Source organism: Robertmurraya mangrovi (assembly GCF_034427655.1).
GTDB lineage: Bacteria > Bacillota > Bacilli > Bacillales > Cytobacillaceae > Robertmurraya_A > Robertmurraya_A mangrovi.
In genome coordinates this window covers 26,379-52,968 of record NZ_JAXOFX010000003.1, presented here as the reverse complement: position 1 = coordinate 52,968, position 26,590 = coordinate 26,379, and the positions used below count along the sequence as shown (strand labels likewise).

The window sequence follows — 26,590 nt, the reverse complement described above, 5'->3', positions numbered from 1 at the left end:
TTATAGATTGTTAAAGGAGAGAGTAAAAAATGAAAGTACATATATTGATTTATGATAATTACGCACATTTTGAAGTGGATCTAATTGGTTGGATAAAGTCTAGAGAACATGAAATTGTAACAGTCTCTTTACAAAACGAGGAAATTAAAAGTGTGGAAGGGTTTATTGTTAAGGCACAAAAACGCCTAGATGATCTAAATCCAACTGAAGTGGAAGCCTTCATTGTTGCTGGAGGAGATGCTGAATCAATTGTAGGTAATGAACGTCTACGTACCTTTTTAAGAGAATTAAATAATAGACAAAAATTAATTGCTTCTATTTGTTATGGACCACTTGTGCTGGCTGATGCTGGTATCCTAAACGAAAGAACTTTTACAACAAGCGTCACCGAGGACCTTGAGCTTTTTAATGCCTTTGATGGGGGTACATTCCATAATACAACGGTTGTCATTGATGACCACATCGTTACGGCAAAAGGAACCGCATACGTTGAATTCTCAGTAGCCATTTGTAAAAAATTAAATTTAACAAGCGAAAGTCATTTAGAGCACTGGACTCAGTTCTTTAGCACGAAAAAGGAGTTTATTTTACAATGAGTAAAATTAAAGCAGGAATCATCGGAATTGGATCATTAGGACATGGGATGGTTGAAGTTTTTGATCAACATCCTAAATTTGAATTAATTTCTGTATGTGATACAAACGAGGTTATTCTAAACAAAACGGTTGAACAATTTGACATTGAAGGATATACCTCTTATAAAGACCTATTAGAGAAATCAGATGTAGATATGGTTTACATAGCTGTTCCGCCAAAATGGCATCATCCCATTACAATGGATGCGATTAAAGCAGGGAAACATATCCTTTGTGAAAAGCCATTAGCCAACTCATTAGAGGATGCAAAAGAAATGTTGGATGAAGTCAGTAAAACAGGTCTCATTCATTCAATGAACTTTCCATTAAACTATGTAGCTAGTACTCGAAAATTCGAAGAGCTTTTACAGGAAGGATTCATAGGAAAGCTGAGACGTGTAGAAGTTAATATGGAATTCCCTGTTTGGCCAAGACATTGGCAACAAAATTCATGGATCAATACAAGGGAACAAGGTGGATTTGTTTTTGAAGTTACTGGACACTTTATTCAACTTATTAATCGATTCTTTGGTTCCATTACAGATGTAGAAAGTAAACTAGAATTTCCTGAAGATTCAAGCTTACCTGAAACAGGAATGATTGCACAAATGAAGGTACAAAATGTTCCTGTTTTAATCAAAGGAATTAGTGGAACAGCTGGCACAGAAGAACAGAAACTTTCATTAACGGCATATGGAACAGAGGGAACTCTGTCATTAATTGATTTAATGATATTAAAGGCAGGTAAATTAGGAGAAGAATTCCTAGACGTACCATTAGAAAACATCCACTTCTGGAATGAATTACTTAATGAATTTGTAGCAGCAATAGAAGGCAAACCACATGAACTATACACTTTTGAATCCGGCTATGAAGTACAAGAAGTACTTGAGAATCTTAGAAACCCTAAACTAGAATTAATAAAATAACGTTAAAGGCTGCTGCCTAGCAGTCTTTTTTCTATAGATACGTTATAATATACTTAACAGGAAAAATTATGAAACTGCATCTTAAAAACTAGGAGGGATTTCATGACAGGAACTATAACCATAATAATGGTCTTTTCCATTCCCATTATCGCTATTGTAACAAGTCACCTTCAAAAACAGACTAAACTCAAAGGCCAATTCATTCAAGAAGAATTAAAATTAGAAAAACTAAAGCAAGAAAACTTCTTATTAGAAACAGAAAAGTTGAAATTGGAACTTGAACAAATGAAAATTGAGCATCATAATGATACAAAGATCGGATGATGATAGAACCCCTTCTAAAACTGAAGGGGTTCTGCAGTATCTACATTTGTTGTTTAATCTCACTATTCATATTGACTTTTTTACTCTTTATCCCAAATAACAATCTTAAAACGTTATTCGGTCTAATAATAAAATGAAAGATGAACATGATTGTAAGGAAGGACAAGACAGTCAAGAATATGACTTTAACTGGGATCGACCATGATAAATCATAAATAGAATAACCTAATAGAACGATAACTGGCTGATGAATGATGTAGAACGGCATGGAAGCTTCTCCAGCATATTTTAATTTTACATTTGTAAATGACAAATATTTATCAGCTAGATTAAAGATGCTTAGCAACCAACTCCAGCAATTAACCACCCTTACAAAATCAAATATTACTTCACTTATCCATGTTTGCGGGTGAAATTCAATAAACAAGACAATGTAAACAATGGAAGTCACTATTGCCGTTATTAAATGGAGGGGAAAAGTAACTTTAACTGCTTTCTTAAACTCTTTTTTAGAGAAATAATAATATCCATATAAAAAGAGAACTAAATAAAAATGTAAGTCCCAGCCACCTAGATTAACCGTATCGACGAGGCTAATGACAAATAACCCTAAAGGCAGTAGAACAAAGTGAATGGTTCGGAAAGAAACATTGTGGCCTCTCACGTTCTTAAATAATGGAAAAGTTAGAAGAGAAAATACAAGTAAGACTAAACAATACCATAAATGCAATCCAACAAAAGCAAAGTTCCCTACTCCTCCAATATCTAAATAAAGTCCATCGAAATAGTGTGGAAAGAATTCAAAAAGTGATCCGCTAAACTGGTTATTTGTTAATCTCTCAATAAACACTTGCGGTGGAGATAGAATAAACACTCCTAGCAACAAGGGAATTCCTAAACGAATAAACCTTTCTTTTAAGAACTCTCCTCCCTTCCTCCGTTCCAGGGCATAAAAAACACTAATTCCTGAAACAACGAAAAAAATCGGCATAATCCATGCACCATTAAATAAGGTAAAAATGAGAACTCCTGTTGAACTAACATCATTATTTTTCACGTGCCAAGGAAATGGATTAAAAAACATGGATATGTGATAAAGAAAGACAGCCATGGTTGCTAGAACTCGAATCCAATCCATGTCGTATTGTCTGTTCATCATCATCCCTCTATTTCTAGATGAAGGGTACAATTATAGATTTCTGTCCCCCAACCATCATCCTTCTTAAGGAGTTTCGTAACAGAAGTATTCTTTGGCTTTTCTTCTCTAATCAACTCTGGTACGATTTCATCCAATAAATGATAAATAAATGAACCATGTGTCACAATCAGGACATTTTCATTTTCATGTTCTTTTACAATTTCTTCTAAAAAGGAAAGTCCTCTGTCAATCACACTCTCTCTTTTTTCCCTCCCTAAATCTAAATCCCTCCAAGCACTTCCCCATTTAGTAAGTCTCTCTTCTTCCGTCGTACCTTCTATCAGTCCTCCACCAACTTCACGAATTCTAGAATCTAATCGTACGTCAAGTTGGCCCAGCTTTTCCCCTATTATGTCAGCCGTTTGCTTCGCTCTAAGAAGATTACTAGAATAAATCACATTCCAATTCTCTCCACTCAAACGTTTAGCTAGACGTCTTGCCTCAAATAAACCATCCTCATTTAGAGGAATATCTGAACTTCCTTGGGCTCTACCTTCCTTGTTCCATTCCGTACGCCCATGTCTAATAATCCCTATTTTAGTCATTAAACTATCTCCTCACAATTTTGGCATATAGTTCCATAGTAATTCTCTATAGCTTGATTTGTAAAGTCACTTAACATTATCCAAACTTAATAGTTTACTAGCTGAACAGAAAATTTTTCTCACTAAAATAGCATATTTAATATCCAAAGTTAACAGTTTTCCAATAAGTAAATGAAATTTAAAAAAGAAGCCAACCAACAAGTCAGCTCCTTCATCCAAACAGAATCTCAGTTTATTAACTTAATATCAACCAAAAATGGCTCCTAAAATCATTCAGCCAATTAAAAAATTAAGTCTTTCTTAAACCTCTTCTCTTCCTTAGCAACTTGGAAACCAACTGATCGATAGAGATTAATTGCCTTATCATTGTCTACTAACACGCAAAGGTCTGCCTCTTTTAATTCCAGTCTACTCAGATGCTCCATTGCTTTCGTGAATAATACTCTAGCAAGCCCTCTATTCCGATAGTCAGGACTAACAAATAGGTCCTCTATTTCACCTAAAGTATCACTCTCTTGCCAAGCCATCACACTAGCCACGAGTTCACCTTCTACAAAGGCGGCAAAACAAGTCCAATTCGGGTTACATTTATACTCTAATAAACGCTCTTTTGAAATAGGATGATCTGGCCAAATCTTTTTTTCCATTTTTAAATAGTATTGAATCTCTTCTTCTGTTTCGATTTTCCACTCTTTAATCTCTATCTCTTCATCGTTGTTTTCAACCGGCTCAATCATCTCCGTTAAATCCCTTACCATCCAATAAAGACTTCCTTTTTCTTCAAAGCCTTTTCCCATTAAAAATTGATTGTCCGCTACTTCAATGGCATAATTCCCCGCACAAAGTTTCGTTTGAAAGCTCTCTGGTAAATTCCCCTTAATCTTTAACGCTTTCTCGTACAGAATTTCATATAGTGAATCTCTTATTTCTTGGTTTTCCTCATAGTCAGGATGAATCTTCATATTCACATAGATTTCATGATGACTAGATGGATCACCATCTTCCTTAATAATAGTAATAGGTTGAACTTGTCCTTTAGCAACCATTCGTTCATTTACAAAAACACTCTGTGTAAACGGTGCAAACTGTATAGGCCCTGGCCACCAAAAAATAATATCCTTGTATTTACTTTTAATGGCTTTATATAATTCTACTACTTCATTATGGTCTGTTTCACGATAATCTCTAATTAAAAAGTCCATTTTGTTATCTCCTTTATTGTCCATTTACATCATAATAATTGATAAAGCGATTATGTAAGATTTCTTCATTACACCTTTTAATAAAATCCATTGCTTGTTCTTCTAGCACGAGCGCTTCCTCAACGATCCCTACTAGATTGCGAGTTAATTTGGAGTTAAAAACTGTTTCTTCATATGTCGCTTTTAGCTCTTGTTCTACCAATTGATAGAGTTCAGCCACTTTCTGATAAATCTCATATACTCTTTCTACTTCCGAGAATTCGTTACTAACTTCTTTAAAAAATAATGCTCTCTCTTGTTGGGATTTACAGTAAGTTTTTAAACAATGAAAAGCACCAAACGTGTGAAAGTCCTCTTTTTTTAATGCATCAATCAAATATTGATAAGCTAGCCTCCCTGAAGCGTACTCTTTATTCGTCTGTGGGTAGCAAGGATATAAAGTTTCCCACTCGTCTACTGCCAAAATCATCGCTTCTATAAACAAATTTCTTTTATTCATTTGGACATGGTCACCAATAATCGCATAGTACCAACAAGCGGTATCCAGAATTCCGAAGTTTTGATATAAAAGAGGAATCATTTCACCTTCATGGGAACGATCCTGACAATAAAAGATTCCATCCACGTCATCATAGCCGTAGATTACACCAAATTGAATCGTTTTTGGGGAACGAGTTAATATTGCTGTTCCTTTATCAATCGACCTCTTGATTTTCTCTATTGCTGCTCTCTGATATAAAGGAAACGTTGGGTCATTTGTAAAACCACAATAATTTTCGTTATAAAAACCTATTCTCTCAATCGCTAGTTTCGTATCCACTTCCCATGACATCATATCTATTGAACTAGGTATTATTCTTTTGTGAATAACAAACTTAAATGCCATCCCTGTCAAAGCAGAGAGCATAAACTTTTCATCTGAATAAACTCCTTTAGCAGATAAAATAGCATATAGAGAATCAGTAAAGGAATTGGAATTCTTTGTTACATGAATATTTGGTATAGTGATTGCGCTCATATTTCCTCCATATCTTGGTATATCCCAAGTATAAAATAACTGGTATGACAAAGAATGTCATACCAGTTATTTTTCCATATTTAATTTTTCCATTATGTTTTGTAATCTTTGGTATAACTTATTTTTAAGCCAATTCGGCGATAAAACCTTTTCCCAATTCATTGATTTCATTAAAAGTTGAAGCAATTCCTCTTCATCGTTATATTCGATTTTATAATGGTCTTCATTTTTCTCAAAGCTAAAAAAAGAATCTAATTCTTCTTCAAAAAGAGAATTGCCTTTTACCTCAGCCAAAAAAGGCTGCTTTTTAATTTTCATCTCATAAGGTTGTTTGATTAGTTGTGGTTGAATCTCAAAAGTTTCATTTAAAACTTCATATTCAATCACCGACTCAAAACGAATGGTATCTAACCCATCTTTTTCTTCAAGAAACACGTCAATATAATCTACTTCATGCTTACGATAAATGTAATAAACATGGGCTATAGAAGCTAGAATACCGAACATTCCTTGTTGAAAAGTGATTTTCACTTTTCTTTTCATTTTCATCGATTTTTTCAGTTCATAGTAAAGATTACTTGACCTAAAATCTACGGAGAAATGAGGCACAGTGATGCCCTCTAGCTCCTCTATTTCATCACTCCCAATCCTATTAAACAATTGAGCCAAACGGTTCATTTTATCGGTTTTACTAAATTCTTTATATCGATAAGCAAGGTATTTTAATAACCGCTTCTCCTCTTCTGTTATGTATACGTTAGGAAGTGTAAAAGCTGGGTCTTCATATCCATATCCTCTATTCTTAGCATCGTAAGCTAAAGGGGCGTTCAATGAGTTTCTCAAATATTCAACATCCCTTTGTGCTTGTCTCAAACTAATCTCAAATTGGTTTGCAAGCGCATTAGCATTAGGAAAGCGATTCATTCTTATTTCTTGGTCAAACCACTGAAGTCTATGTAAATTACTCATTCAATCCCACCGAGCCTTTAATAAATTGAATAAACTTATTTTATCCTAAAAAAATCCCCTCAAGTAAAGGGGATTTGGTAGATTCATAAACTTATAAAGTTACTTTCATATCCCAAGAAGTTCCATCAACACCTACTTTAACGAAACCGTGTCTTTCATATAAACGGAGAGCTGGATTGTTAGGGTCTACACTTAATGATAGTGCGTGATAGCCTTTTTCTTTTACCAATTTCTTAAGCTCTATTAACAACGTATTCCCTACACCTAACCCTCTATACGCGGATGAAACAGCCATACTAATAATTGGAGTTTGAGAGTCAACGTATCCGTAAGTTTTATAATCATCGGTAAATAGTCTAACCCAAATAGCACCAACAGCTTTGTTATGTTCGGTTGCTATAAGGGCTATATCTCCCTCTCTGCCCCAATCCTGTATATACTTTGCCATATTGGAGTCATTTACTATTTCTCGAGAAGGTCTTGGCTCACCTTCTGGTATATAAATGGCTTCATAAAGCATATCTGATAGAAATGGAAGATCCATATCAGTCCCGATCCTTATTTGTATATCTTTTCGCATGTAACAACCACCTTTAATCAATTCACGAATCATTATCCAATAATACTGTAGAAAATGGAAGCACGATATTATGCTTCCATTTGAAAAATCACTTTATATTAAATTTTTTCGTCAACGCATGTAAATATGCTGCCATATCAGAAAGTGAATTTGAAGCTGCTGACACTTCTTCCATTAATGCCAGTTGCTCTTCAGCTGCGGCAGATACCATTTGTGTTTCACCTGCATTTTTACTAGCAATCATTCCAATTTGGTCAATGGCATTCGTTAAATCTGAGCTTTCGTTTAGTTTTTTCACCATATTGGTTACTTCTTGAACCTGATTTGTTACTCCATTTACGGAGGATTGAATGTTGTTAAAAGTTTGACCTACTTCATTAATCACTTTAATACCATTGTTTGCTTCGCCCATGCTTTCATCTATAGCATGAACCACTTTTTCAATATCTCCTTGAATGGACTGTATATAAAGTCCAATTTCCTTTGACGATTTACTCGATTGTTCCGCTAGCTTTCTTACTTCTTCAGCAACTACAGCAAATCCTTTACCATGTTCCCCTGCTCGTGCTGCTTCAATGGAAGCATTTAAAGCAAGAAGGTTGGTCTGATTTGAAATATCCTCAATAACAGACAGAATGGAATCAATATTCTTCGATTTGTTATCTAAATCAGAAATAATATGACTTAATTGATCAATATTAGTGTGGATGGTATTAATTTGCGTAATTGCTTTGGAAACCTCCACATTTCCTGCGAGTGCCATATGGTGTGTTTTTACCGAAACTTTAGTTACCTCGTCAGATTGTGCTGAAACTCCGTTCAAGATATCATTAACCGTCTGTAGTGTATCATGGCCAATTTTAATACTGGAAATTTGAGTATCAGATCCCTCAGCAATATCTTGAATTGACCTTGTAACTTGTTCTATGGAAATACTCGTTTGTTCGGTACTTTGGTTAAGCTCATTGGATGAAGATGAAATTTTCTCAGCTGAATCAATTACATGAGAAACTAATTCTCTTAAATTATGAGACATTTCATTAAATGACTTAGACAATACCCCAATTTCGTCCTTTGTCGTTATCGGTACGTCTTGCTTTAAATCTCCCGAAGCCACTTCAGCCATTGCTTTAGAAACGATAGTAATTGGTTTTGAAATCGTTCTAGCAATCAAACTTCCTATCAAGAATACAAGAATAGTAGAACCCACTGTTATGAAAAAGAACCATGTTTTTAGTTGATCTAACCCAGCATTAATTTCTTCCTGAACTGGGGCAATACATAAAAACCATCCATTAGCTAGTTTTTCATAACCTAGTATTTCATTTTTACCCTTATTCTTATAATCTACAATTCCCGCATCTGCTTTTTCCATTTGCTCTGATACGGTTTTAGCAGTCTCTTTACCAAATTTATTTAGGTCCTCATTTTCTTTAAACTTAGGATGAACTAAGAACTGGTGACTTTCATTTATCAAGAAGGCATGTCCAGTTTCATAGACTTTGATTCCCTCAACCATTTCCTTGATTTGATCAAATCTAATATCCATTCCCACTACACCAATGGTTTCCCCATTCTTAATTAACGGTCTAGTATAAGAGATAACGTATGCACCTAGGTCTTCATCCGTATACGGTGCACTCCATAGACCTGTATTCTTTTCTAGCGTATCAAAATACCAATCATAAGATTCATCTGACTTTGTGAATTCTTCTACATAGCCTAGTTCTTGACTAACATAGTTCCCTTCTCCCGTTTCATCAACATACCAAGAACCATATACACCGTTAAATTTATGTACATCTAAATATATGTATCCGCCAATGGTCCCTGCTGCCTCTTCACTGAAATATTTAACCGTGGTCCCAAGCTCATTTTGAAGGCTTTCTAAATATTTCTTATCACTTAAACTCTCACTTTTAATTAAACTTGAAGCAGCCATAGACAGACCATCTACTTTACTTGCTGTATCCTTCATAAGTAAGTTTAAATCACCGGCATATTTTTTTGTCATATACAAAAGCTTATCTGTGGACTCTTTCTCGACCTCACTATGACTAAAATAAAGCCCTACTCCACCCACAATGGCTGCTGTTAAAATCGAACAAATAAAGATTGATAGAATAATTTTTGTCCCTATCTTCTTAATCATCAAGCTTTCTCCTCCACACCCAATTCTATCGATAATTAAACTTAGTTTAAATAGACTTCATAGAAGAAAACTTCTATTCTATTTACAAAAAAATACTTAAGTATGAATAATTATTACTATATACCTAATTATAGCAAGAAACATCTTATTAGAGGAAACTATTTTCCTAAAAAACCAAAATTATTAAAATTTTATAAATACTAGAAGCCTCTTCTATTAGACTAATAAGGTCGTTTAAAAGAAAAATCAATTTTCCTCTAAAAGAAAAATTGATTGATATTTATACGTTATCTAGTTTCATCATTATCAAGAATAAAACGTTCTCTATCTTCTTTTTTAGGAATCATACAAGTGTTCTGAACGCCAAAGTATTTGTATCTTCTCTTTGCAAACCATCTGTAGCAAAAATCTCTAATAGGCTTAGGTATAAGAATCAATATATACAGCAAGCTGTAAACCCCATCCAAATGCTTACTAATTTTTAGAGCAGCAGTTGATTCTGTATAACACTTGCCTTCTTCAATTAAAATAACAGAATCGATCCCTACTGGAACTGGAAAACGTGACAAATAATCTTGACCTACACTTGACTGCAAAGAGGCAAATTTAAATCTTCTCATGGAATCACGGCGAATAATAAAATTCACGGAGGAATGACAGAAATTACATACACCATCAAATAAAATAATTGTATACTTCTCTTCCAACGTTACCACTCCGTTTCGTATTCATTATGGAATATTACTTTCTTTTCATCATATATTTCCCACTATAGAACCATATTAGGGGTATAAGCCACTTCTAAAACATAGCCATCTAGGTCATAAAAATCAACTGTATAATACCCTTCCGAATATTCATCCCGCTGTATCGGACCTCTGATGATTTCTATTTCATTTTCCTTTAAGTAGGAGGACACAAGGTCAACCGTCTTCCTGTCAACGGCTTGAAAGCATATATGCCTTGGTCCTACAGTCCTTTGCCTATTAACATTAACTTCTTTAAAATATATTTCTATTGTTCCTGTACTATAAGCCATGTCATTTAGCTTCTTCCATCCAATAAGTGAAAATAACCCTTCATAGAATGGTAGAGATTTCTCAAAACTTGAAACCCAAAATTCCATATGATTGATCCCTGGTTTCCATTCCCTAACCATATAACATGCACCTCCATTAAAATTGACAAACACTTACTATAATAAAATTTTATTGCTAATAGGAAATTCTTACAACTTTTTCAAATGAGTTTAACATAACCCATTATAATCTATAAGTATAATTCACGAACAATTATCGTGTTTTTTAAAACTTTATTCGTTTTTTTAATCAAAAGGGTTCACATATTCAAAATTATCATTTATAATCACTACCATACACAAACAATTCAATAACTACTCGTATAATAGTGGGAATATGGCCCACGAGTCTCTACCAGGTTACCGTTAATAACTTGACTACGAGTGATACACTAACATTAGTGCCTCCTTTTACCGGCACAAATCTTAGATAAAATCTATCTAAACCCGAATGTTAAGGCATCACTTTTAGTTAAGAGGTGCCTATATTCGGGTTTTTTGTACTCTAATTACTACTCAGGAGGAAAACACATGGAACTTTTAAAACAAGCAATCATGGAGAAAGGCTCTGTTATTAGTGAAGGTGTATTAAAGGTTGATCATTTTTTAAACCATCAGATTGATACCAATCTCATGATTGCAATCGGTAAGGAATTTGCAGACAAATTTAAATCAAACCAAATTACTAAAGTATTAACTTTGGAATCTTCGGGAATTGCTCCAAGTTTTATGGCAGCACAGGATTTAAGTGTTCCCCTCGTATTTGCTCGAAAAAGAAAATCTATAACGATGAATGAAGATGTGTATTCTAGTATGGTTTATTCTTTTACAAAAGAAGTAACGAACGAAATTTCCGTATCAAAAAGCTTTTTATCATACGGAGATCGTGTATTAATTATCGATGACTTTTTAGCAAACGGTCAGGCAGCACTTGGATTAGCTAATATTGTTGAACAAGCAGGTGCAAAAGTTTCGGGAATTGGAATTGTCATTGAAAAATCATTCCAAGAAGGTCGAATGAAGTTAGAAGAAGCAGGTTATCGTGTAGAATCACTTGCCCGAATTCAATCCTTACATAATGGAAAAGTAAGTTTTTTGGAAGAAAGTGCACTTATAAAATAATTTCTGTAAAGGAGAAACAACATGAATAAGACCGTAAACTATCCTTGGTATAAGAAGGAAGATACAGATGCATTCTTTGCCTTGTTCCAAAATAATTTAGCTAACTTTGTTATTATCGCTGTTTCAATGCTTGGAATGGGATTTCCCGCTAGTATTGTATTCGGAAAAGTAATTCCGGGAGCAGCTGTTGCTGTTATGTTCGGGAACCTTTACTATGCTTTCATGGCCAACCGTTTGGCACAAAAAGAAGGTCGTGCAGATGTAACTGCCCTTTCATACGGAATTAGTACACCTGTTATGTTTGTGTTTTTATTTGGAGTATTAGCACCGGCAAATTCACTTACAGGTGACCCAGAACTTGCATGGAAAATCGCTGTTGCTGCAGCATTTTTGAGTGGATTAGTAGAAGCTTTTGTTAGTTTAACTGGGAACTGGGTACGCGATCGACTGCCTCGTGCTGCAATGCTCGGAGCTCTTGCTGGAGTTGCTTTAACTTTTATCGCGGGAGAAATGTTATTTAATACCTTCTCTGTTCCAGTAGTTGGTCTTGTTTCCTTAGCGATTATTATTGTTGGTGTTGTTGGAAAAATATCTATGCCATTTAAGATTCCTACTTCACTTTTCGCAGTAATTGTTGGTACCATTCTAGCATTTTCATTAGGCTATCAATCTCCTGAAAAAATTTCAGAAGGATTGGCAAATGTAGGCTTTTATCCAATCTTACCAAGTCTAGCTGCATTTGAAGGGATGTCATACTTATTTGGTGCACTAATTGGCTTACTTGCTGTTATTTTACCGATTACTCTATACAATGCTATCGAAACCATGAATAACGTTGACGCTATGGCTGCTGCTGGTGATTCTTATGATGTTCGCGAATGCCAAGCCGTTGACGGTGTCGGGACAATGTTAGGCGCGATTTTCGGTGGATTATTCCCTACTACTGTATATATTGCAACGGTGGGATCTAAATGGATGGGTGCTGGCCGAGGTTACAGTATTTTAAATGCCATTGTGTTTGGAATTGCCGCGATGACAGGTATCATTGCCGCTTTCTCAGCTATAATACCATTGACTGCTGTTGCTCCAATCCTGGTGTTCGTTGGGATTTCAATGGTTGCATCAGCATTCCAATCAAATGAAACAAAGTACTATCCTGCTGTTGCCATTGCTATGCTGCCATACTTTGCAAACTATATTATGACTCGATTCAACAAACCTGCAGGTGAAGCGGTAGCAAATATTTCGAGCGGAATTGTTCCTTTAGGTCAAGGAGCTATGTTTACCGCCATTATTTTAGGTGCTTTAACCGTCTGCATTATTGATAAAAATTTCATTAAAGCTGCAATCTTCTCTCTAATCGGTGCCCTCTTATCCTTCGTAGGATTTATGCATGCACCACAACTAACAATCAATGCTGCACCTGACTATGCAATTGCTTATGTGTTAGTTTCTGTGTTCTTCACCTACTGTGCTTATCAACAACGTTCTAGCATTGCAAAGGTAAATGAATCAATAACCTCGAACAAAAAACTGGCTTCGTAATAGCCCAATATCAGTACCTCACTTTAACAAGTGAGGTATTTTTTCGTTTAACCATCCTTGAATTAAAACCCATTTTATGTAAATGATATAACTAGAGAAAGGATGTAAGGTGAAAATGGATGAACATCTTCAAATTATTTTAAGATCAATAATTGCTTTTAGTTTGTTATTTATTAGTGCAAAATTCTTAGGAAAACAAACGATTTCTAAAATGACCAATTTTGATTTTATTGCAACCATTTCGTTAGGTTCAATTGTAGCTAATTTAACCTTCAACACTTCCGTAAAAATTCACCATTTAGCTCTGGCTTTTACTATATTCGTTATAATTATATATTCTAGTGCGTTCCTATCAATGAAAAGTCGAAAGGCTAGAAAATTTTTAGCAGGAGACCCAACCATCGTAATTGAAAACGGAAAAATACTTGAAAACAATATGAGGAAAATGAGGTATACCTTTGACTATCTAAATCAACAATTACAGGAAAAGGACATTTTTAATATTCACGAAGTACTATTTGCCATTTTAGAAGCAAATGGAACACTTACCGTATTAAAGAAACCCCAGTATAGAACACCTGTCATTCAAGATTTACACATGCAAGTGGTTGCAGAATCCCGTTTACCCATTGAACTAATTATGGATGGTAAAATTGTAGAGAGGAATTTGGAAGAGAATCAATTATCACTAAAGTGGTTAAAATCAGAGTTAAATAAAAAAAGTGTTTTGTTAAACGATGTAGCCTATGCTGTTTTAGCCGGAAATGGTGTCTTATACGTAGATACTTTTAATGATCATATTTTATCTCCTATCGATAAAGAATAATAAGTTAGGTAGGTGCATTAGTGGACAAGTTATTTTTCTACATCCTTCTAGTATCATTCTTGCTTTTATATAATGGTAAGGTTTATGGAGAAATGCAAGTAACTTTTCCTTTCGGGGCAAAAGCTGCTCTTTTAGACTCCTCTATTTCCTTAAAAGAAGCTCTATTATACGCCATTCAAGATGAATACATTATGCAAGCTAGATATGAATATACTATTGTCTCATGAGCTATTCTATTCATTAAAAGAAGCTGGACAAATGCACCTATCAGCTATACTTTCCTTAGGCGACAAATACCATATACAAGCACCTGTAAATATAACAAAATCATATTTAAAGCCTCCTTTAACAGAAAGAGTTGCCTTGATGGTATTAGTTCAAGGAGAAAAAGAAAACATAAGAATGTATGAAATACTACTTACCCACCATCATTTCCCTGAAGATGTCACGAAAACATTCAAACGGATTCTTAGCAATTCAAAAGACCATTTAAAGCTCCTTGAAAATGAATGGTACATCCATAAATAAGAGGTGAAATTACCTCTTTTTTGTTTATAATTTATCTACCCTTTCCATTACTAAAATAGTAAAATATAAAAAATGTAGAAATTTTACAATCTATTAGTTAGCGAGTGGCATTTACATGTATGATTTAGGCTTACCTGTTCATCTCTATTTGAACAAATATCATCATAAATATTTAGCTTTTTACCACGCCATTAAAGATAGCATCATTAACGGAACCCTTACAGATGGAACACGCCTTCCCTCGTCAAGAGAGTTGGCTGAACAATATTCCATTTCAAGGGGTACAGCCAATGTTGTTTACGATATGCTAACAGCCGATGGCTATGTGGAAACGAGGTTAGGCAGTGGTACATACGTAGCATTTAAATCCAAATTAAAAGTGGAAGGTGCTGCAGATATAAGCTATCAAAAATCGTCTTGGGGTCAACGTTTAAAGGACGATCATTCATCATACACCCAAGCAACATTCGATTTTTCAACTTTAAGACCGCTTACGGATTTATTTCCTCAAGTGGAATGGAAAAAAGCAGTTAAACAAGGTCTAGAAAAATTAAATTACCTTGTAGGGTACGTGGACCCGGATCCGAAAGGACTTTTAGAGCTCCGTCAGGGAATTGCCAATTATCTTCTCACAACCCGCGGTATGAAAATGAATGTAGAGGACATTATCATCTTAAATGGTTCTGTTAACGGAATGGCTCTCCTTGCACATTTACTAATAGGAGAAAATGATACAGTACTTATAGAAGAACCCACTTATCTTCGAGTAAGGAATATGATCCAAACCGTCGGTGGTGTTCCTGTTGCACTCCAAATAGATGAACTTCCTACATTTACTAGTAAACTAGCTTATGTGACACCAAGTAGTAAGTACCCAACTGGTCAAGTAATGACCATTGAAGAAAGATTAAAACTTCTTCAATGGGCAAAGGAGCAAAATGCTTTATTAATTGAGGATGATATCGATAGTTTATTTAATAGAAAAACGAGAATGCTAGAGCCTCTTAAAGTTTTAGATTCAGAGAACAGAGTCATTTATTTGGGAACATTTGCTTTTACTCTTTTGACTCCTCTTCGAATCGGTTATGCCATTGTTCCATCTTATCTCATAAAAGACTTTCTTAAAGCTAAACATGTCTTTGAACCGTTTACTACTTCTCTTTATGAACAAGCGGCCATTGCTCAATTTATTAGTAATGGACATTATGGCAAACATGTCAGGAAAATGCAGCGCGTCTACCGTCAAAGATATGAAACTTTTATAAAGTTAATGGATAAAAAGCTAAAGGGCGTTTTCTCCTGGATTGAAACAGATAAAAGCTTGCACGTTTTTGGTTGGTGGAATGGGACGGAGGAAAGCTACGAGTATTTTTTGAGTGCTTGCAAAGAAAAAGGTGTAGTTTGGGAACACCCTATTGCCTATTTCATGAATAAACCTAGCCCTTGTGCCGTTTTTCACTATGGGAGTTTAACCGAATTTGAAATGGAAACAGCTATATCGATCATGGCTGAAGTGTATAAACACATTTAATCGTTGGAGGGAATTTATGAGTGAGTTAGCATTAGCACCTTCTAGACCAAGAGGAATGGCCCTTGTTCTTATAGGTGCATCACTATGGGGGATTTCTGGCACCGTTGCACAATATTTATTTCAACAACAAGGCTTCAGTCCAGGATGGCTTGTCGTAATCCGTTTAATCATTTCTGGCCTCATTCTATTAAGCCTAGCAAAAGGTTTCGAAAAAAACAACATCTGGGGTATTTGGAAAAATATGCAAGACATCATAAGTTTAATTCTATTTAGTTTCCTTGGAATGTTAGCCGTTCAATATACCTATTTTGCTGCTATTGAAAGTTCAAATGCTGCTACGGCTACTGTTTTACAATATTTAGCTCCTGCAATGATTTCTTGCTTTATCGCTATTCGAGCGAAAAGGTTGCCTTCCGTAAAAGAAACAATTGCTGTTGCATTGGCCCTTGTTGGTACCTTTCTTCTTGTAACACAAGGGAATGTTAGTAGCTTATCAATTTCAGGTTGGGCTTTATTTTGGGGTATAGCATCTGCCGTAGCTCTAGCCTTTTACACCTTGCAGCCACATAAACTCTTAGCTAAGTGGGGTTCAACCATCGTGGTAGGTTGGGGCATGTTAATCGGAGGAATCAGTTTTAGTTTCATCCACCCTCCTTGGGAATTCCAAGGAACATGGAACTTATCATCATATCTATCCGTTACTTTTATTGTTATATTTGGAACATTAATAGCGTTTTACTGTTATTTAGAGAGTCTAAAGTACATTAGTGCCTCTGAAACTAGCGTACTGGCTAGCGTTGAACCATTATCTGCTGCAATTTTATCTGTATTATGGTTACACGTTACATTCGGAGTCGAAGAATGGGTAGGAACACTTTGTATTATAAGTACCATTATCATTTTGGCCTTAGTTAAACAAAATCCTAAGGAGAAATTATGAAAAAAGTGGCGTCTTTACTCGAGCCTAAAACTTTAGGAGATTGCAAGGTTTTAGGTTAACTAATATTATATCACTGAAAGCATGCAAACTGAGTAAAGAAGGTTTACCAAATAAGGAGTCTCCTGTTAAGAAGACTCCTAACTCTTAATAATGCTTATTGACAACATTCAAAATATCTAATTCATTATGAACAATAAAGGTTGAACTAGCCCGTGTTAGCTCTTCCTCTGAACCATATCCATATGTAACTCCAATGCAATCAATTCCAACCTGATTGGCCCCAATCATATCATGCTTTCGGTCACCTATCATAATAAAGTTGTCCTTTACAAACTCTGGATACTGATCAAGGATATACTGAATAATTTCACCTTTAGCTATTCTAGTCCCATCAAGATTACTACCAACAACCAAGCTAAAAAATGCTTCAATTTCAAAATACTTTAAAATTTGTTCGGCAAAAACAGTTGGCTTAGACGTTGCGACAACCAACTCATAGCCATTTCCTTTTAATTCTTTTAGTAACTCTGGAATATTTGAATACATCTCATTTTCAAACATGCCTTTTTCCACAAATCTCTCGCGATAAAATTTGATAGCCTCTGAAACTTGTTCATTAGTAAACTGATATATAGTTGAAAATGACTCTTGAAGTGGTGGTCCAATAAAAGGCTCTAGCTTATCTAAATTCGGTTCTATAACCCCCATTTTCCCTAAAGCATACTGAACAGACTTCGTAATACCGATTTTAGGATCTGAAAGAGTACCATCTAAATCAAATAAAATGATCTTGTAATCTCGCATGCTGTTTCCCTCCTTAACATTCGACCCTAATTAGGATCAATTTCTAATTTAACAATGCATTTCCTTCTCAGCATCCTCCCAACTCACGGTATAACCCTGTCCCTTAGAACAGAATATAGAAGAGGAAGTATATTGACTATCCGCATTCTTATTATAATTTAATTTCTGTATTACTTCTGTCTCATTATGGCATTGATCATATCCATCAAACATCACCGTTAAGGCACCCTTCCCTCCCGTAAAAGCGGCAAGCTGAGAACTATAATTCATAAAGGTAGAGACAGGAACTCTTCCTATAACAGTGGTCTTATTTCCATCGGTCAAAGGAGGTTCGAAGCTTCCATTTGCTTGCTGGATATCGGATAGAACTCTACCCATTTGATCGGTATCTACTTTAATTTTGAAATAATAGTAAGGTTCTAAGAGCCTGTTTTTCGCTTTCTCTAATCCTTGTCTAATGGCTCTAAAGGTCGCCTCTCTGAAGTCTCCTCCTGATGTATGCTTATTATGAGCTCTTCCCGTTAATAGAGTCACTTTTACATCCGTTAAAGGGGAACCAGTTAATATTCCGTTATGCTCTCGTTCGAAAACATGATGCTGAACTAAATTCTGTAACCCAACGGTCAAATGATCAGTATGGCATGTACTTTCAAAAATAACGCCACTGTTTCTCCCACCTGATTCAATTCTTAAATGAACTTCCGCGTAATGTCCTAACGGTTCGAAATGACCGTACCCTATAACAGTATCTTCAATTGTTTCTTTATACAAAATCTCCGGCTCTTCAAATTCAATATTCAGTTGAAAACGGTCCATTGCAATCTGTTGTAATACTTCTAACTGAATAATCCCCATCACATGAATATGAATTTGCTGCAGAGTTTCATCCCAAATTACATTTAATGACGGATCTTCGTCATTTAACATATTAAAAATACGAACGGCTTCCTTCATGTTCATATTCTTTTCAAATACAACTTTTGACTTCAATGTAGGTACCATTTCAAAACTAGACTGTTCTTGAAGAGCACCTAATCCATCTCCGACTTTTGTTTGAGTTAGTCCCGTAACGGCAAACAGTTCACCAGCAGACACCTCATCAACGATTGAGAACTTATTCCCATTATAGACACGAATACTCGTCACTTTCTCAACCGTTTCAGTTCCATAGCTAATTTCATCTCGAACCTTTAACTGACCACTCAAAGCCTTTATAAAAGTAATTCTAGTACCTTTTTCATCATGTCTGATTTTATAAACTCTGCCAGCAAAAGGTTCGTCCCTTTTATAGTCAGTCGAAGTCAGGTCATCTAACTTTTCTAAAAACTCTAACACTCCCGTATCTTGTAATGCCGATCCGCTAGAGCAAGGAAAAATAAGCCCATCCTGTATCATTTGTTTCATTTTCTGCAGCCAGAAGTCCTTATCATAACCCTTTTCCATATAACGCTCTAAAAGAGTTTCATCTCTCTCCGCAATAAACTCAACAAGCTCCTCTTTCATTTCACCATGTTTAAACGTATCGGTTAAATCAAAAATTTCAGTAGTGAGATTTAGCTTTATTTCCTCCATCACATTCTGAATATCCGCTCCCACACGGTCACTTTTATTAATAAAGAAAAACGTTGGAACATGATGTTTGCGTAGCAGTTGCCACACGGTTTCCGTATGTCCTTCTATCCCTTCAACCGCACTAATGATGATAATTGCATAATCCATGATTTGTATCGCTCTCTCCATCTCAGGAGAAAAATCAACATGCCCTGGGGTATCAATTAAATAATATTGGGAATGATTAAAGTTCATCATAGCTTGGTCTGCGAATACTGTAATCCCGCGCTGTTTTTCAATATCATGACTATCTAAAAAGGAGTTCTTATGGTCCACTCTACCTCTTTGTTTGATACTGTTTGTATGAAAAAGAAGCTGTTCCGCAAACGTTGTTTTCCCAGCATCTACATGTGCTAACACTCCGATTGTTTTAAACATTTTGTCACCTCTATTTTTGCAAAAACCTTAATGATAAAAACAAACTAATGATCCTCATAAACTAATACTATCTAAAATTATCACTAACCAGCAAAAACATCAATTTACTCACCAAACTTTCTCATAGAAAAAATCCCCGTAACATTACGAGGATTCTCTCATGACCTAAAGCAATAAATAAGCCAAAGGTGTTGCTATTAATATCGTTAAAATCGTTCTCTCAAGCCAAATAACTAAAAGTTGTGGAATGGAGATTGGAATCTCTGTTGAAATAATACATGGCACTAGTGCGGAAAAGAAAATAATTGAAGAAACCGATACGATTGCAATAACAAACTTCGTAATAAGACTAGCTTCAACGACAAGCAAGGCTGGTAAGAACATTTCAGCAATCCCAACTGCACTTGCTTTCGCTGCTAAAAGTGGTTCCGGCAACTGAACTAATGCGGTAAACGGATAAAAAATATAACCAATCCAGTCAAAAACAGGTGTGAATTCTGCTAAAACAAGACCAAGTAACCCTACTGACATAATAGAAGGTAAAATCGACATAGTCATAACAAATCCATCTTTTAGATTCATTCCGATGTTTTTCCATAAAGATGGTGAACCATCAGCCGCTTTCATCGCCTCTTTCCAAGCTACTTGCAAGCGGCTTCCACTTATCTGCTCCTCTTCCGCTTTTCTACCCTCAAAATAATCTTCGCTCATAGAACGTAATGGCCATAATCTAACAGTAATAGCGGTTACAACAAAGGTTACGCCAAGTGTCGTCCAGAAATATACATTCCAAATGTCCATCAACCCTAATGTTTTCGCAACCACAATCATAAAAGTGGCTGAAACAGTAGAGAACCCTGTTGCAATAATGGCTGCTTCTTTAATACTATATTTCCCTTCTTTAAAAACTCTGTTGGTAATGAGTAGTCCAATTGAGTAACTACCGACGAAAGAAGCAACAGCATCAATGGCAGATCTTCCAGGTGTTTTCCAAACAGGCTTCATAATCGGCTGCATAAGGACACCAATAAACTCTAACAAACCATAGCCAACTAATAACGCCAAAAACACAGAACCAATTGGAACCAGTAAACCAACAGAAATAACTAACTTCTCGAATAGAAACGGTCCCATACTTGGGTCAAACAACCATGCTGGTCCAAAACCAAATACGATCATGGAAGCTGTAATTAAACCCAATATTTTAAATATTGAGAAAATTTTATTGACAAGATTTTTATTCCACGTCTTTGTATAAAAAGGATAAATGGCTCCAAGTAAAATGACTAGTAAAGCATAGTACGGGATGACTGTCGGTAACGAGGTTTGGATCATTGATACTAGATGATCTAACATGATAGAGGATTTTTCGTTCATGGTGACTGGAATGAAGAACATAAAAACACCAATAGCACTAAAAAGAACAAACTTTAACACATTTGGTACTGACGATTTAGGATTTACGTTAGGATTAATTGAACCATTATTCATTACTGTTGGTTTATCCATTCATTTATACCCCCATTTGATGTGGCGTAACTCATAAACATCGAGTTACGCCGCTATTTGAATTACTCTCTATTTAACAAACCGGTTAAAAAAGTTAAAAACGTATACGTTCCTGCTTTGACCGTTGGTTGTGCTTGATGGTCTTTGGTTGGGTCCAAACAGACGATGTCCATTGCTTTTACTTTCGGTGAAAGAGCAGCTTCATAAACGCCTTCGAACAACTCTTCCGTCCTCATCCCTCCTGGGGTAGAGGCCGGAACCCCTGGTGCAAAACTAATATCCAATACGTCCATGTCAATCGTTACGTAAATTGTATCAACTTTCGCTTCGAGCTCAGCTAATGCCTTTTTGACCGTTTCAACGACACCCATTTTACGTGCTTCTTTTAAAGTAATATAATTAACTTTTTTCTCACGAGCATATTGGATCAATGACTGGCTATTAAAGAAGCCATGTAGACCAATGTTATACACATTCTCTCCCTTAATAGCTCCTTGCTCAATTAAGTTTCTAATAGGAGTACCATTTGTTGGTCCATGATCACTTAAATCGCGTAAATCTAAGTGGGTATCAAACTGTAAAATACCAATTTCTTTTTTGGGATAGATCTCTTTCATTCCACTCACAAGCATAGCGGTTATTGAATGATCTCCACCAATAGCTACAGGAAACGATGTAGGAAAGTGGTTCAATACCTCTTTCATTGTCTCTTTAATATTTCGATGACATTGTGGTATATCAGTGAAGTGCATTTTCACATCACCTATATCTGCCACATTCAAGTCTTTCAAATCTGTTTCATGGTCAATATTATAAGTAGAAAAGCCTTTCCAAGACCTTCTAAAGGCTTCCGGGAACTCAGAAGCCCCAGAAGCACTAATCGAAGAACGTGATAAAGGTACACCGAACATAACTACATCCCAGTTTTTATCCCCTTCATCTAGACCTTGCAATTGCTTGATCCACTCATTTACTTTTACATCCGTACCAGGTACAACTTTTGGCCAAAGAAAGCCTGGAGGAGTTATTGTTGGTAACATAAGCGCCCTCCGTTAACAACCACTCGACCATTTTTAATCACTGTATCCGTATGATTCATTCCATAATGATATTGCATTTGCATGTAATTCAGTACATTTAGAATGACTAGATCAGCACGTTTACCTTCTTCAATACTACCAATCTCTTTCCCACGATTAATGGCATGTGCCGCATTAATCGTTGCAGCAGTTATTGCTTCAGCTGGATTTAAACCCATATGCATACAAGCAAGATTCATCATAAATGGCACCGAGCAAGTCGGAGAGGAACCAGGGTTACAGTCAGTTGAGATGGCTACTGGCACTCCACTATCAATCATTTTTCTACCTTTAGCCGCCTCAGTCATTAAGAAAAATGCTGTACCAGGAAGTAATACACCAATGACTCCTTTGTCAGCCATCATTTCAATTCCTTTGTCAGATGCTCGTAAAAGGTGATCTGCCGAAATAGCTCCTACCTCTGCTGCCAGCTCTGCCCCTTCATAAGGCTCGATTTCGTCAGCGTGAATTTTTGGGGTTAAACCATACTTTTTCCCAGCCTCTAGTAGTTTTCTAGATTGCTCTGGAGTAAACACGCCGTGCTCACAAAAAATATCGTTAAACTCTGCCAGTTTTTCCTCAGCAACCTTAGGTAACATTTCTTCAATGACTAAGTCAATAAATGCATCGGGATTCCCTTTATATTCAGCAGGAACCGCATGTGCGCCCATAAAGGTACTTACCACTTCTATTGGGTGAAGAGCCCCAACCGCCTTGGCTGCCTTTAATTGCTTATACTCTGTCTCCCAATCAAGTCCGTACCCACTTTTTGCTTCAACGGTTGTAACTCCATGTAGTAAAAATCGATCTAGACGAACAAGACTTTGCTCAACCAATTCTTCTTCTGAAGCAGCCCTTGTTCTAGAGGTCGTCGCATGAATGCCTCCACCGTTATTCATGATTTCCATGTACGTAGCACCGTTCAGCCTCATATTGAACTCATTTTCTCTACTACCAGCGTATACAAGATGGGTATGCGGGTCGACTAATCCTGGTAAAACCACTTTTCCAGTAGCATCTACCACTTCTACTCCATCTAAACAATTTTTATATAACTCTAGTAATTCATCAGTCGTTCCTACCGACTTTATTTTCCCGCCCTCGATATAAACGGCTCCATCTTCAATAATGTGCAGATTACTCATTTCTTCCTTAGTTAGTGGTTTTTCCGAACTCCCCGTAAGAGTAATCAATTGATTTGCATGTTTGATTAAAAGTTTTGACACGTTTTCAACTCTCCTTACTCCATCATAGGAATGTTAACGCCTTTTTCCTTCGCTGTTTTAATCGCTAAATCGTAACCAGCATCTACATGGCGAACAATACCCATTCCTGGGTCAGACGTTAGAACTCGCTCTAATCTTGCTTCTGCTTCTTTTGTTCCATCTGCTACAATTACCATCCCTGCATGAAGAGAATAACCCATTCCAACACCGCCACCATGGTGAACAGATACCCAGCTCGCTCCACCAACAGCATTAATTAATGCATTTAAAATTGGCCAATCCGCAACTGCATCACTTCCATCTCTCATTCCCTCTGTCTCACGATTCGGTGAAGCAACAGAACCAGAATCCAAGTGGTCACGACCGATAACAATTGGAGCCTTTAATTCGCCTCTAGCGACCATATCGTTAATGATTTTTCCAAACCTAGCTCTTTCTCCGTAACCTAACCAGCAAATTCGAGAAGGTAGTCCTTGGAATTGAATTTTTTCTTGGGCCATTTTAATCCATTTGCATAAATGCTCATTATCAGCAAATTCACGTAAAATCACTTCGTCCGTTTTATATATATCCTCAGGATCTCCGGATAATGCCACCCAGCGGAATGGGCCTTTTCCTTCACAGAACAATGGACGAATATACGCAGGGACGAATCCAGGGAAATCAAACGCATTTTCAACTCCCTCATCCTTTGCTACTTGGCGGATGTTGTTCCCATAGTCAAATGTAATGGCACCTTTTTGTTGCATTTCAAGCATCGCTTTAACGTGGAGTGCCATACTTGCATTTGATTTCTTCACATATTCAGATGGATTTTCGCTTCTAAGTTTTGCCGCTTCCTCTAAAGAGAACCCTACAGGTACATAGCCATTCAATGGATCATGAGCAGACGTTTGGTCAGTTAGAACGTCAGGAATAAAATTCATTTCAATCATTTTTGGTAAAATCTCAGCAGCGTTTCCTAGAAGTCCAATTGAAAGGGCTTTTCCTTCATGCTTAGCCTCTTGTGCTAAACGAATGGCCTCTTCAATTGTATACACTTTCGTATCTAAATATTTCGTTTCAAGGCGACGGTCAATGCGGTGCTCATCTACGTCAATGGCAATACAAACACCCTCGTTCATTGTAACAGCTAAAGTTTGTGCACCACCCATTCCACCTAAACCAGCAGTAAGGGTGATCGTTTGTTTTAAGGAACCTGAAAAATGTTGTCTAGCAAGTTCTGCAAAAGTTTCGTACGTTCCTTGCACAATTCCTTGAGAACCAATATAAATCCAGCTTCCTGCTGTCATTTGCCCATACATCATGAGACCCTTTTTATCAAGTTCATGGAATGTATCCCAGTTCGCCCATGCAGGCACTAGGTTTGAGTTTGCAATTAACACTTTAGGGGCATCTTTATGAGACTTGAATACAGCTACAGGTTTCCCTGATTGTACAAGTAAAGTTTCATCGTCCTCTAGCTCATGTAAGGTTTTTACAATAGCATCATAGCATTCCCAGTTACGTGCAGCTTTCCCAATCCCCCCATAGACCACTAACTCTTCAGGAATCTCAGCTACCTCTTTATCAAGGTTGTTCATTAACATACGAAGAGCTGCCTCTTGTACCCAACCCTTTGCATGCAATTCACTACCACTATAATTGTTAATTTCTCTTTTGTTATTTGTATCCGCTTTCATAAATTCCCCTCCATTTACTTCATCGTTCTTATATATAAATTGTAACGGAAAAGAATTCAGAATAATTTGTCATTACTATTCATTTTTTTATATTTTTATAAGGTGGAAATTTTGATTATGGTACGGATTTATACTTTCCTTAGTCCATTTATACTTTTATTAGATTAAAAAAAGTCACTTAGAATCACTAAGAGACTTTTCACTGTTTTTATTAAAGATTTTACTGAAGATTCTTATTCAAAAACTCCATTAACCGATCTTGATATTCTTCCTTTGCATAAGTGTAAGCTTCGGTATGTCCAACACCTGGAACAATCCATAGTTCCTTTTCACTTGTAGCTGCCTCAAAAATCTCTATTCCCATCTCTAAAGGGACAAGACGATCTTGATCACCATGAATAACGAACAACGGCAAGGTATTTTTCTTAACTTGCTTGATTGCAGATGCTTCTCCAAATGAATAACCAGCCCTGATTTTAGTAACTATACTTGTTACCTCCATAATAGGAAAAGCGGGCAATTTATATAAATATTTTAATTGATGTGAAAGTTCTTCATGAACAGAAGTGTAACCACTATCGTTTATAATCCCCTTAACCTCTTTAGGTAAGTTTTCACCACTAGTCATTAAAACGGTGGCTCCACCCATAGAAAATCCGTGTAAATAGATATCGGTTGCTTTATATTCATTGATTAATAGATTGATCCAATCTAAATAATCTTTTCTTTCATGCCAACCGTAACCGATATAGTCCCCTTCACTTTCCCCATGTCCACGTGCATGTGGCCTTAAGACATCATAACCTTGTTCCTGGTAAAATTTCGTAATCCCAGGCATATCATTGCCGTTTCCTCTATAACCATGCGCTAATATAACTGCTTTCCCATTAGACTGCTGGTTATTTAAGAAAACCCCTTTTAACTTTAACCCATCATAAGATTCGATTTCTAATGTTTCAAAGGTTTGTTCTCCAAGCCACTTTTCAACTTCTTCCTTCTCCCTCTGTTCATCTACACTGGCATTAGCCGGAACCGAACTTTTTCCACCATATAATTCTACGGACTCTTTACTTCTATTAATAGCAACATTATAAAAATAGTTACCTGCAATGGTTAGCGTTAATAGAACCAAAATTATTAAGCTTGTTAATATGATTAAAATACGTTTTTTCACTCATC

The 26,590-nt window shown here is 36.2% G+C and carries 26 protein-coding genes and 1 riboswitch; of the genes, 10 read left to right on the top strand and 16 right to left on the bottom strand.

Features of this window, described 5'->3' with window-relative positions; translation table 11 throughout:
• The first annotated feature begins 29 nt into the window (after positions 1-29).
• The 3 genes from SM124_RS05805 to SM124_RS05795 all read left to right on the top strand — a co-directional run bounded on the left by SM124_RS05805 (position 30) and on the right by SM124_RS05795 (position 1,888).
• A complete protein-coding gene (locus SM124_RS05805; protein ID WP_322445561.1) occupies positions 30-596 on the top strand; it encodes a DJ-1/PfpI family protein in 567 nt (188 codons plus the stop codon).
• Positions 593-1,564, top strand: a complete 972-nt coding sequence (locus SM124_RS05800; RefSeq protein WP_322445560.1) for a Gfo/Idh/MocA family protein — start codon at positions 593-595, stop codon at positions 1,562-1,564. Before SM124_RS05805 ends, SM124_RS05800 begins: the two co-directional genes overlap by 4 nt.
• 102 nt (positions 1,565-1,666) lie before the next feature.
• A complete protein-coding gene (locus tag SM124_RS05795) occupies positions 1,667-1,888 on the top strand; it encodes a hypothetical protein (RefSeq protein ID WP_322445559.1) in 222 nt (73 codons plus the stop codon).
• A 40-nt stretch (positions 1,889-1,928) separates the two neighbouring features.
• Here the strand turns inward: SM124_RS05795 and SM124_RS05790 are convergent, their stop codons facing one another.
• The 9 genes from SM124_RS05790 to SM124_RS05750 form a co-directional block, all read right to left on the bottom strand.
• Positions 1,929-3,044, bottom strand: a complete 1,116-nt coding sequence (locus SM124_RS05790; RefSeq protein ID WP_322445558.1) for an acyltransferase family protein — start codon at positions 3,042-3,044, stop codon at positions 1,929-1,931.
• Between the two features lie 2 nt (positions 3,045-3,046).
• Positions 3,047-3,631, bottom strand: coding sequence for a histidine phosphatase family protein (locus SM124_RS05785; RefSeq protein WP_322445557.1), 585 nt, complete (start codon positions 3,629-3,631; stop codon positions 3,047-3,049).
• Between the two features lie 281 nt (positions 3,632-3,912).
• A complete protein-coding gene (locus SM124_RS05780; protein ID WP_322445556.1) occupies positions 3,913-4,833 on the bottom strand; it encodes a GNAT family N-acetyltransferase in 921 nt (306 codons plus the stop codon).
• 13 nt (positions 4,834-4,846) lie between these two features.
• A complete protein-coding gene (locus SM124_RS05775) occupies positions 4,847-5,851 on the bottom strand; it encodes a hypothetical protein (protein WP_322445555.1) in 1,005 nt (334 codons plus the stop codon).
• 66 nt (positions 5,852-5,917) lie between these two features.
• Positions 5,918-6,820, bottom strand: coding sequence for a helix-turn-helix transcriptional regulator (locus SM124_RS05770; RefSeq protein ID WP_322445554.1), 903 nt, complete (start codon positions 6,818-6,820; stop codon positions 5,918-5,920).
• Between the two features lie 91 nt (positions 6,821-6,911).
• Positions 6,912-7,400, bottom strand: a complete 489-nt coding sequence (locus SM124_RS05765) for a GNAT family N-acetyltransferase (protein WP_322445553.1) — start codon at positions 7,398-7,400, stop codon at positions 6,912-6,914.
• 88 nt (positions 7,401-7,488) lie between these two features.
• On the bottom strand, positions 7,489-9,552 hold the full coding sequence (locus SM124_RS05760) for a methyl-accepting chemotaxis protein (RefSeq protein ID WP_322445552.1): 2,064 nt from the start codon (positions 9,550-9,552) through the stop codon (positions 7,489-7,491).
• 287 nt (positions 9,553-9,839) lie between these two features.
• Complete coding sequence (locus SM124_RS05755) at positions 9,840-10,259, bottom strand: thiol-disulfide oxidoreductase DCC family protein (protein ID WP_322445551.1); 420 nt, start codon at positions 10,257-10,259, stop codon at positions 9,840-9,842.
• A 62-nt stretch (positions 10,260-10,321) separates the two neighbouring features.
• Positions 10,322-10,711 (bottom strand): VOC family protein, encoded by a 390-nt coding sequence (locus SM124_RS05750; RefSeq protein WP_322445550.1) that lies wholly within the window; start codon positions 10,709-10,711, stop codon positions 10,322-10,324.
• A gap of 218 nt (positions 10,712-10,929) precedes the next feature.
• Positions 10,930-11,031: riboswitch (purine riboswitch) on the top strand.
• A gap of 130 nt (positions 11,032-11,161) precedes the next feature.
• Between SM124_RS05750 and SM124_RS05745 the strand changes: the two genes are divergently transcribed.
• From SM124_RS05745 to SM124_RS05715, 7 genes are all read left to right on the top strand, one after another.
• A complete protein-coding gene (locus SM124_RS05745; RefSeq protein WP_322445549.1) occupies positions 11,162-11,752 on the top strand; it encodes a xanthine phosphoribosyltransferase in 591 nt (196 codons plus the stop codon).
• A gap of 21 nt (positions 11,753-11,773) precedes the next feature.
• A complete protein-coding gene (locus SM124_RS05740; protein WP_322445548.1) occupies positions 11,774-13,297 on the top strand; it encodes an NCS2 family permease in 1,524 nt (507 codons plus the stop codon).
• 115 nt (positions 13,298-13,412) lie between these two features.
• Entirely contained in the window at positions 13,413-14,123 is a 711-nt protein-coding gene (locus tag SM124_RS05735; RefSeq protein WP_322445929.1) for a DUF421 domain-containing protein, read from the top strand.
• 20 nt (positions 14,124-14,143) lie between these two features.
• Entirely contained in the window at positions 14,144-14,350 is a 207-nt protein-coding gene (locus SM124_RS05730; RefSeq protein WP_322445547.1) for a hypothetical protein, read from the top strand.
• Positions 14,328-14,651 (top strand): ferritin family protein, encoded by a 324-nt coding sequence (locus tag SM124_RS05725; RefSeq protein WP_322445546.1) that lies wholly within the window; start codon positions 14,328-14,330, stop codon positions 14,649-14,651. The genes SM124_RS05730 and SM124_RS05725 overlap by 23 nt, the downstream gene beginning before the upstream one ends.
• 115 nt (positions 14,652-14,766) lie before the next feature.
• Positions 14,767-16,182 (top strand): MocR-like pyridoxine biosynthesis transcription factor PdxR, encoded by a 1,416-nt coding sequence (gene pdxR / locus SM124_RS05720; RefSeq protein WP_322445545.1) that lies wholly within the window; start codon positions 14,767-14,769, stop codon positions 16,180-16,182.
• Between the two features lie 16 nt (positions 16,183-16,198).
• The gene (locus SM124_RS05715; RefSeq protein ID WP_322445544.1) at positions 16,199-17,122 is read left to right on the top strand and encodes a DMT family transporter; all 924 of its coding nucleotides are present in this window, start codon (positions 16,199-16,201) and stop codon (positions 17,120-17,122) included.
• A 144-nt stretch (positions 17,123-17,266) separates the two neighbouring features.
• Here the strand turns inward: SM124_RS05715 and SM124_RS05710 are convergent, their stop codons facing one another.
• From SM124_RS05710 to SM124_RS05680, 7 genes are all read right to left on the bottom strand, one after another.
• A complete protein-coding gene (locus tag SM124_RS05710) occupies positions 17,267-17,926 on the bottom strand; it encodes an HAD family hydrolase (protein ID WP_322445543.1) in 660 nt (219 codons plus the stop codon).
• Between the two features lie 48 nt (positions 17,927-17,974).
• Entirely contained in the window at positions 17,975-19,915 is a 1,941-nt protein-coding gene (locus tag SM124_RS05705) for a GTP-binding protein (RefSeq protein WP_322445542.1), read from the bottom strand.
• A gap of 165 nt (positions 19,916-20,080) precedes the next feature.
• Positions 20,081-21,406, bottom strand: coding sequence for a YjiH family protein (locus SM124_RS05700; RefSeq protein ID WP_322445928.1), 1,326 nt, complete (start codon positions 21,404-21,406; stop codon positions 20,081-20,083).
• A gap of 80 nt (positions 21,407-21,486) precedes the next feature.
• Positions 21,487-22,464, bottom strand: coding sequence for an agmatinase family protein (locus tag SM124_RS05695; protein ID WP_322445541.1), 978 nt, complete (start codon positions 22,462-22,464; stop codon positions 21,487-21,489).
• On the bottom strand, positions 22,449-23,729 hold the full coding sequence (hutI, locus tag SM124_RS05690; RefSeq protein WP_322445540.1) for an imidazolonepropionase: 1,281 nt from the start codon (positions 23,727-23,729) through the stop codon (positions 22,449-22,451). The genes SM124_RS05695 and hutI overlap by 16 nt, the downstream gene beginning before the upstream one ends.
• A 14-nt stretch (positions 23,730-23,743) precedes the next feature.
• A complete protein-coding gene (hutU, locus tag SM124_RS05685; protein ID WP_322445539.1) occupies positions 23,744-25,411 on the bottom strand; it encodes a urocanate hydratase in 1,668 nt (555 codons plus the stop codon).
• A 220-nt stretch (positions 25,412-25,631) separates the two neighbouring features.
• A complete protein-coding gene (locus SM124_RS05680; RefSeq protein ID WP_322445538.1) occupies positions 25,632-26,585 on the bottom strand; it encodes an alpha/beta hydrolase in 954 nt (317 codons plus the stop codon).
• Positions 26,586-26,590: the final 5 nt, after the last annotated feature.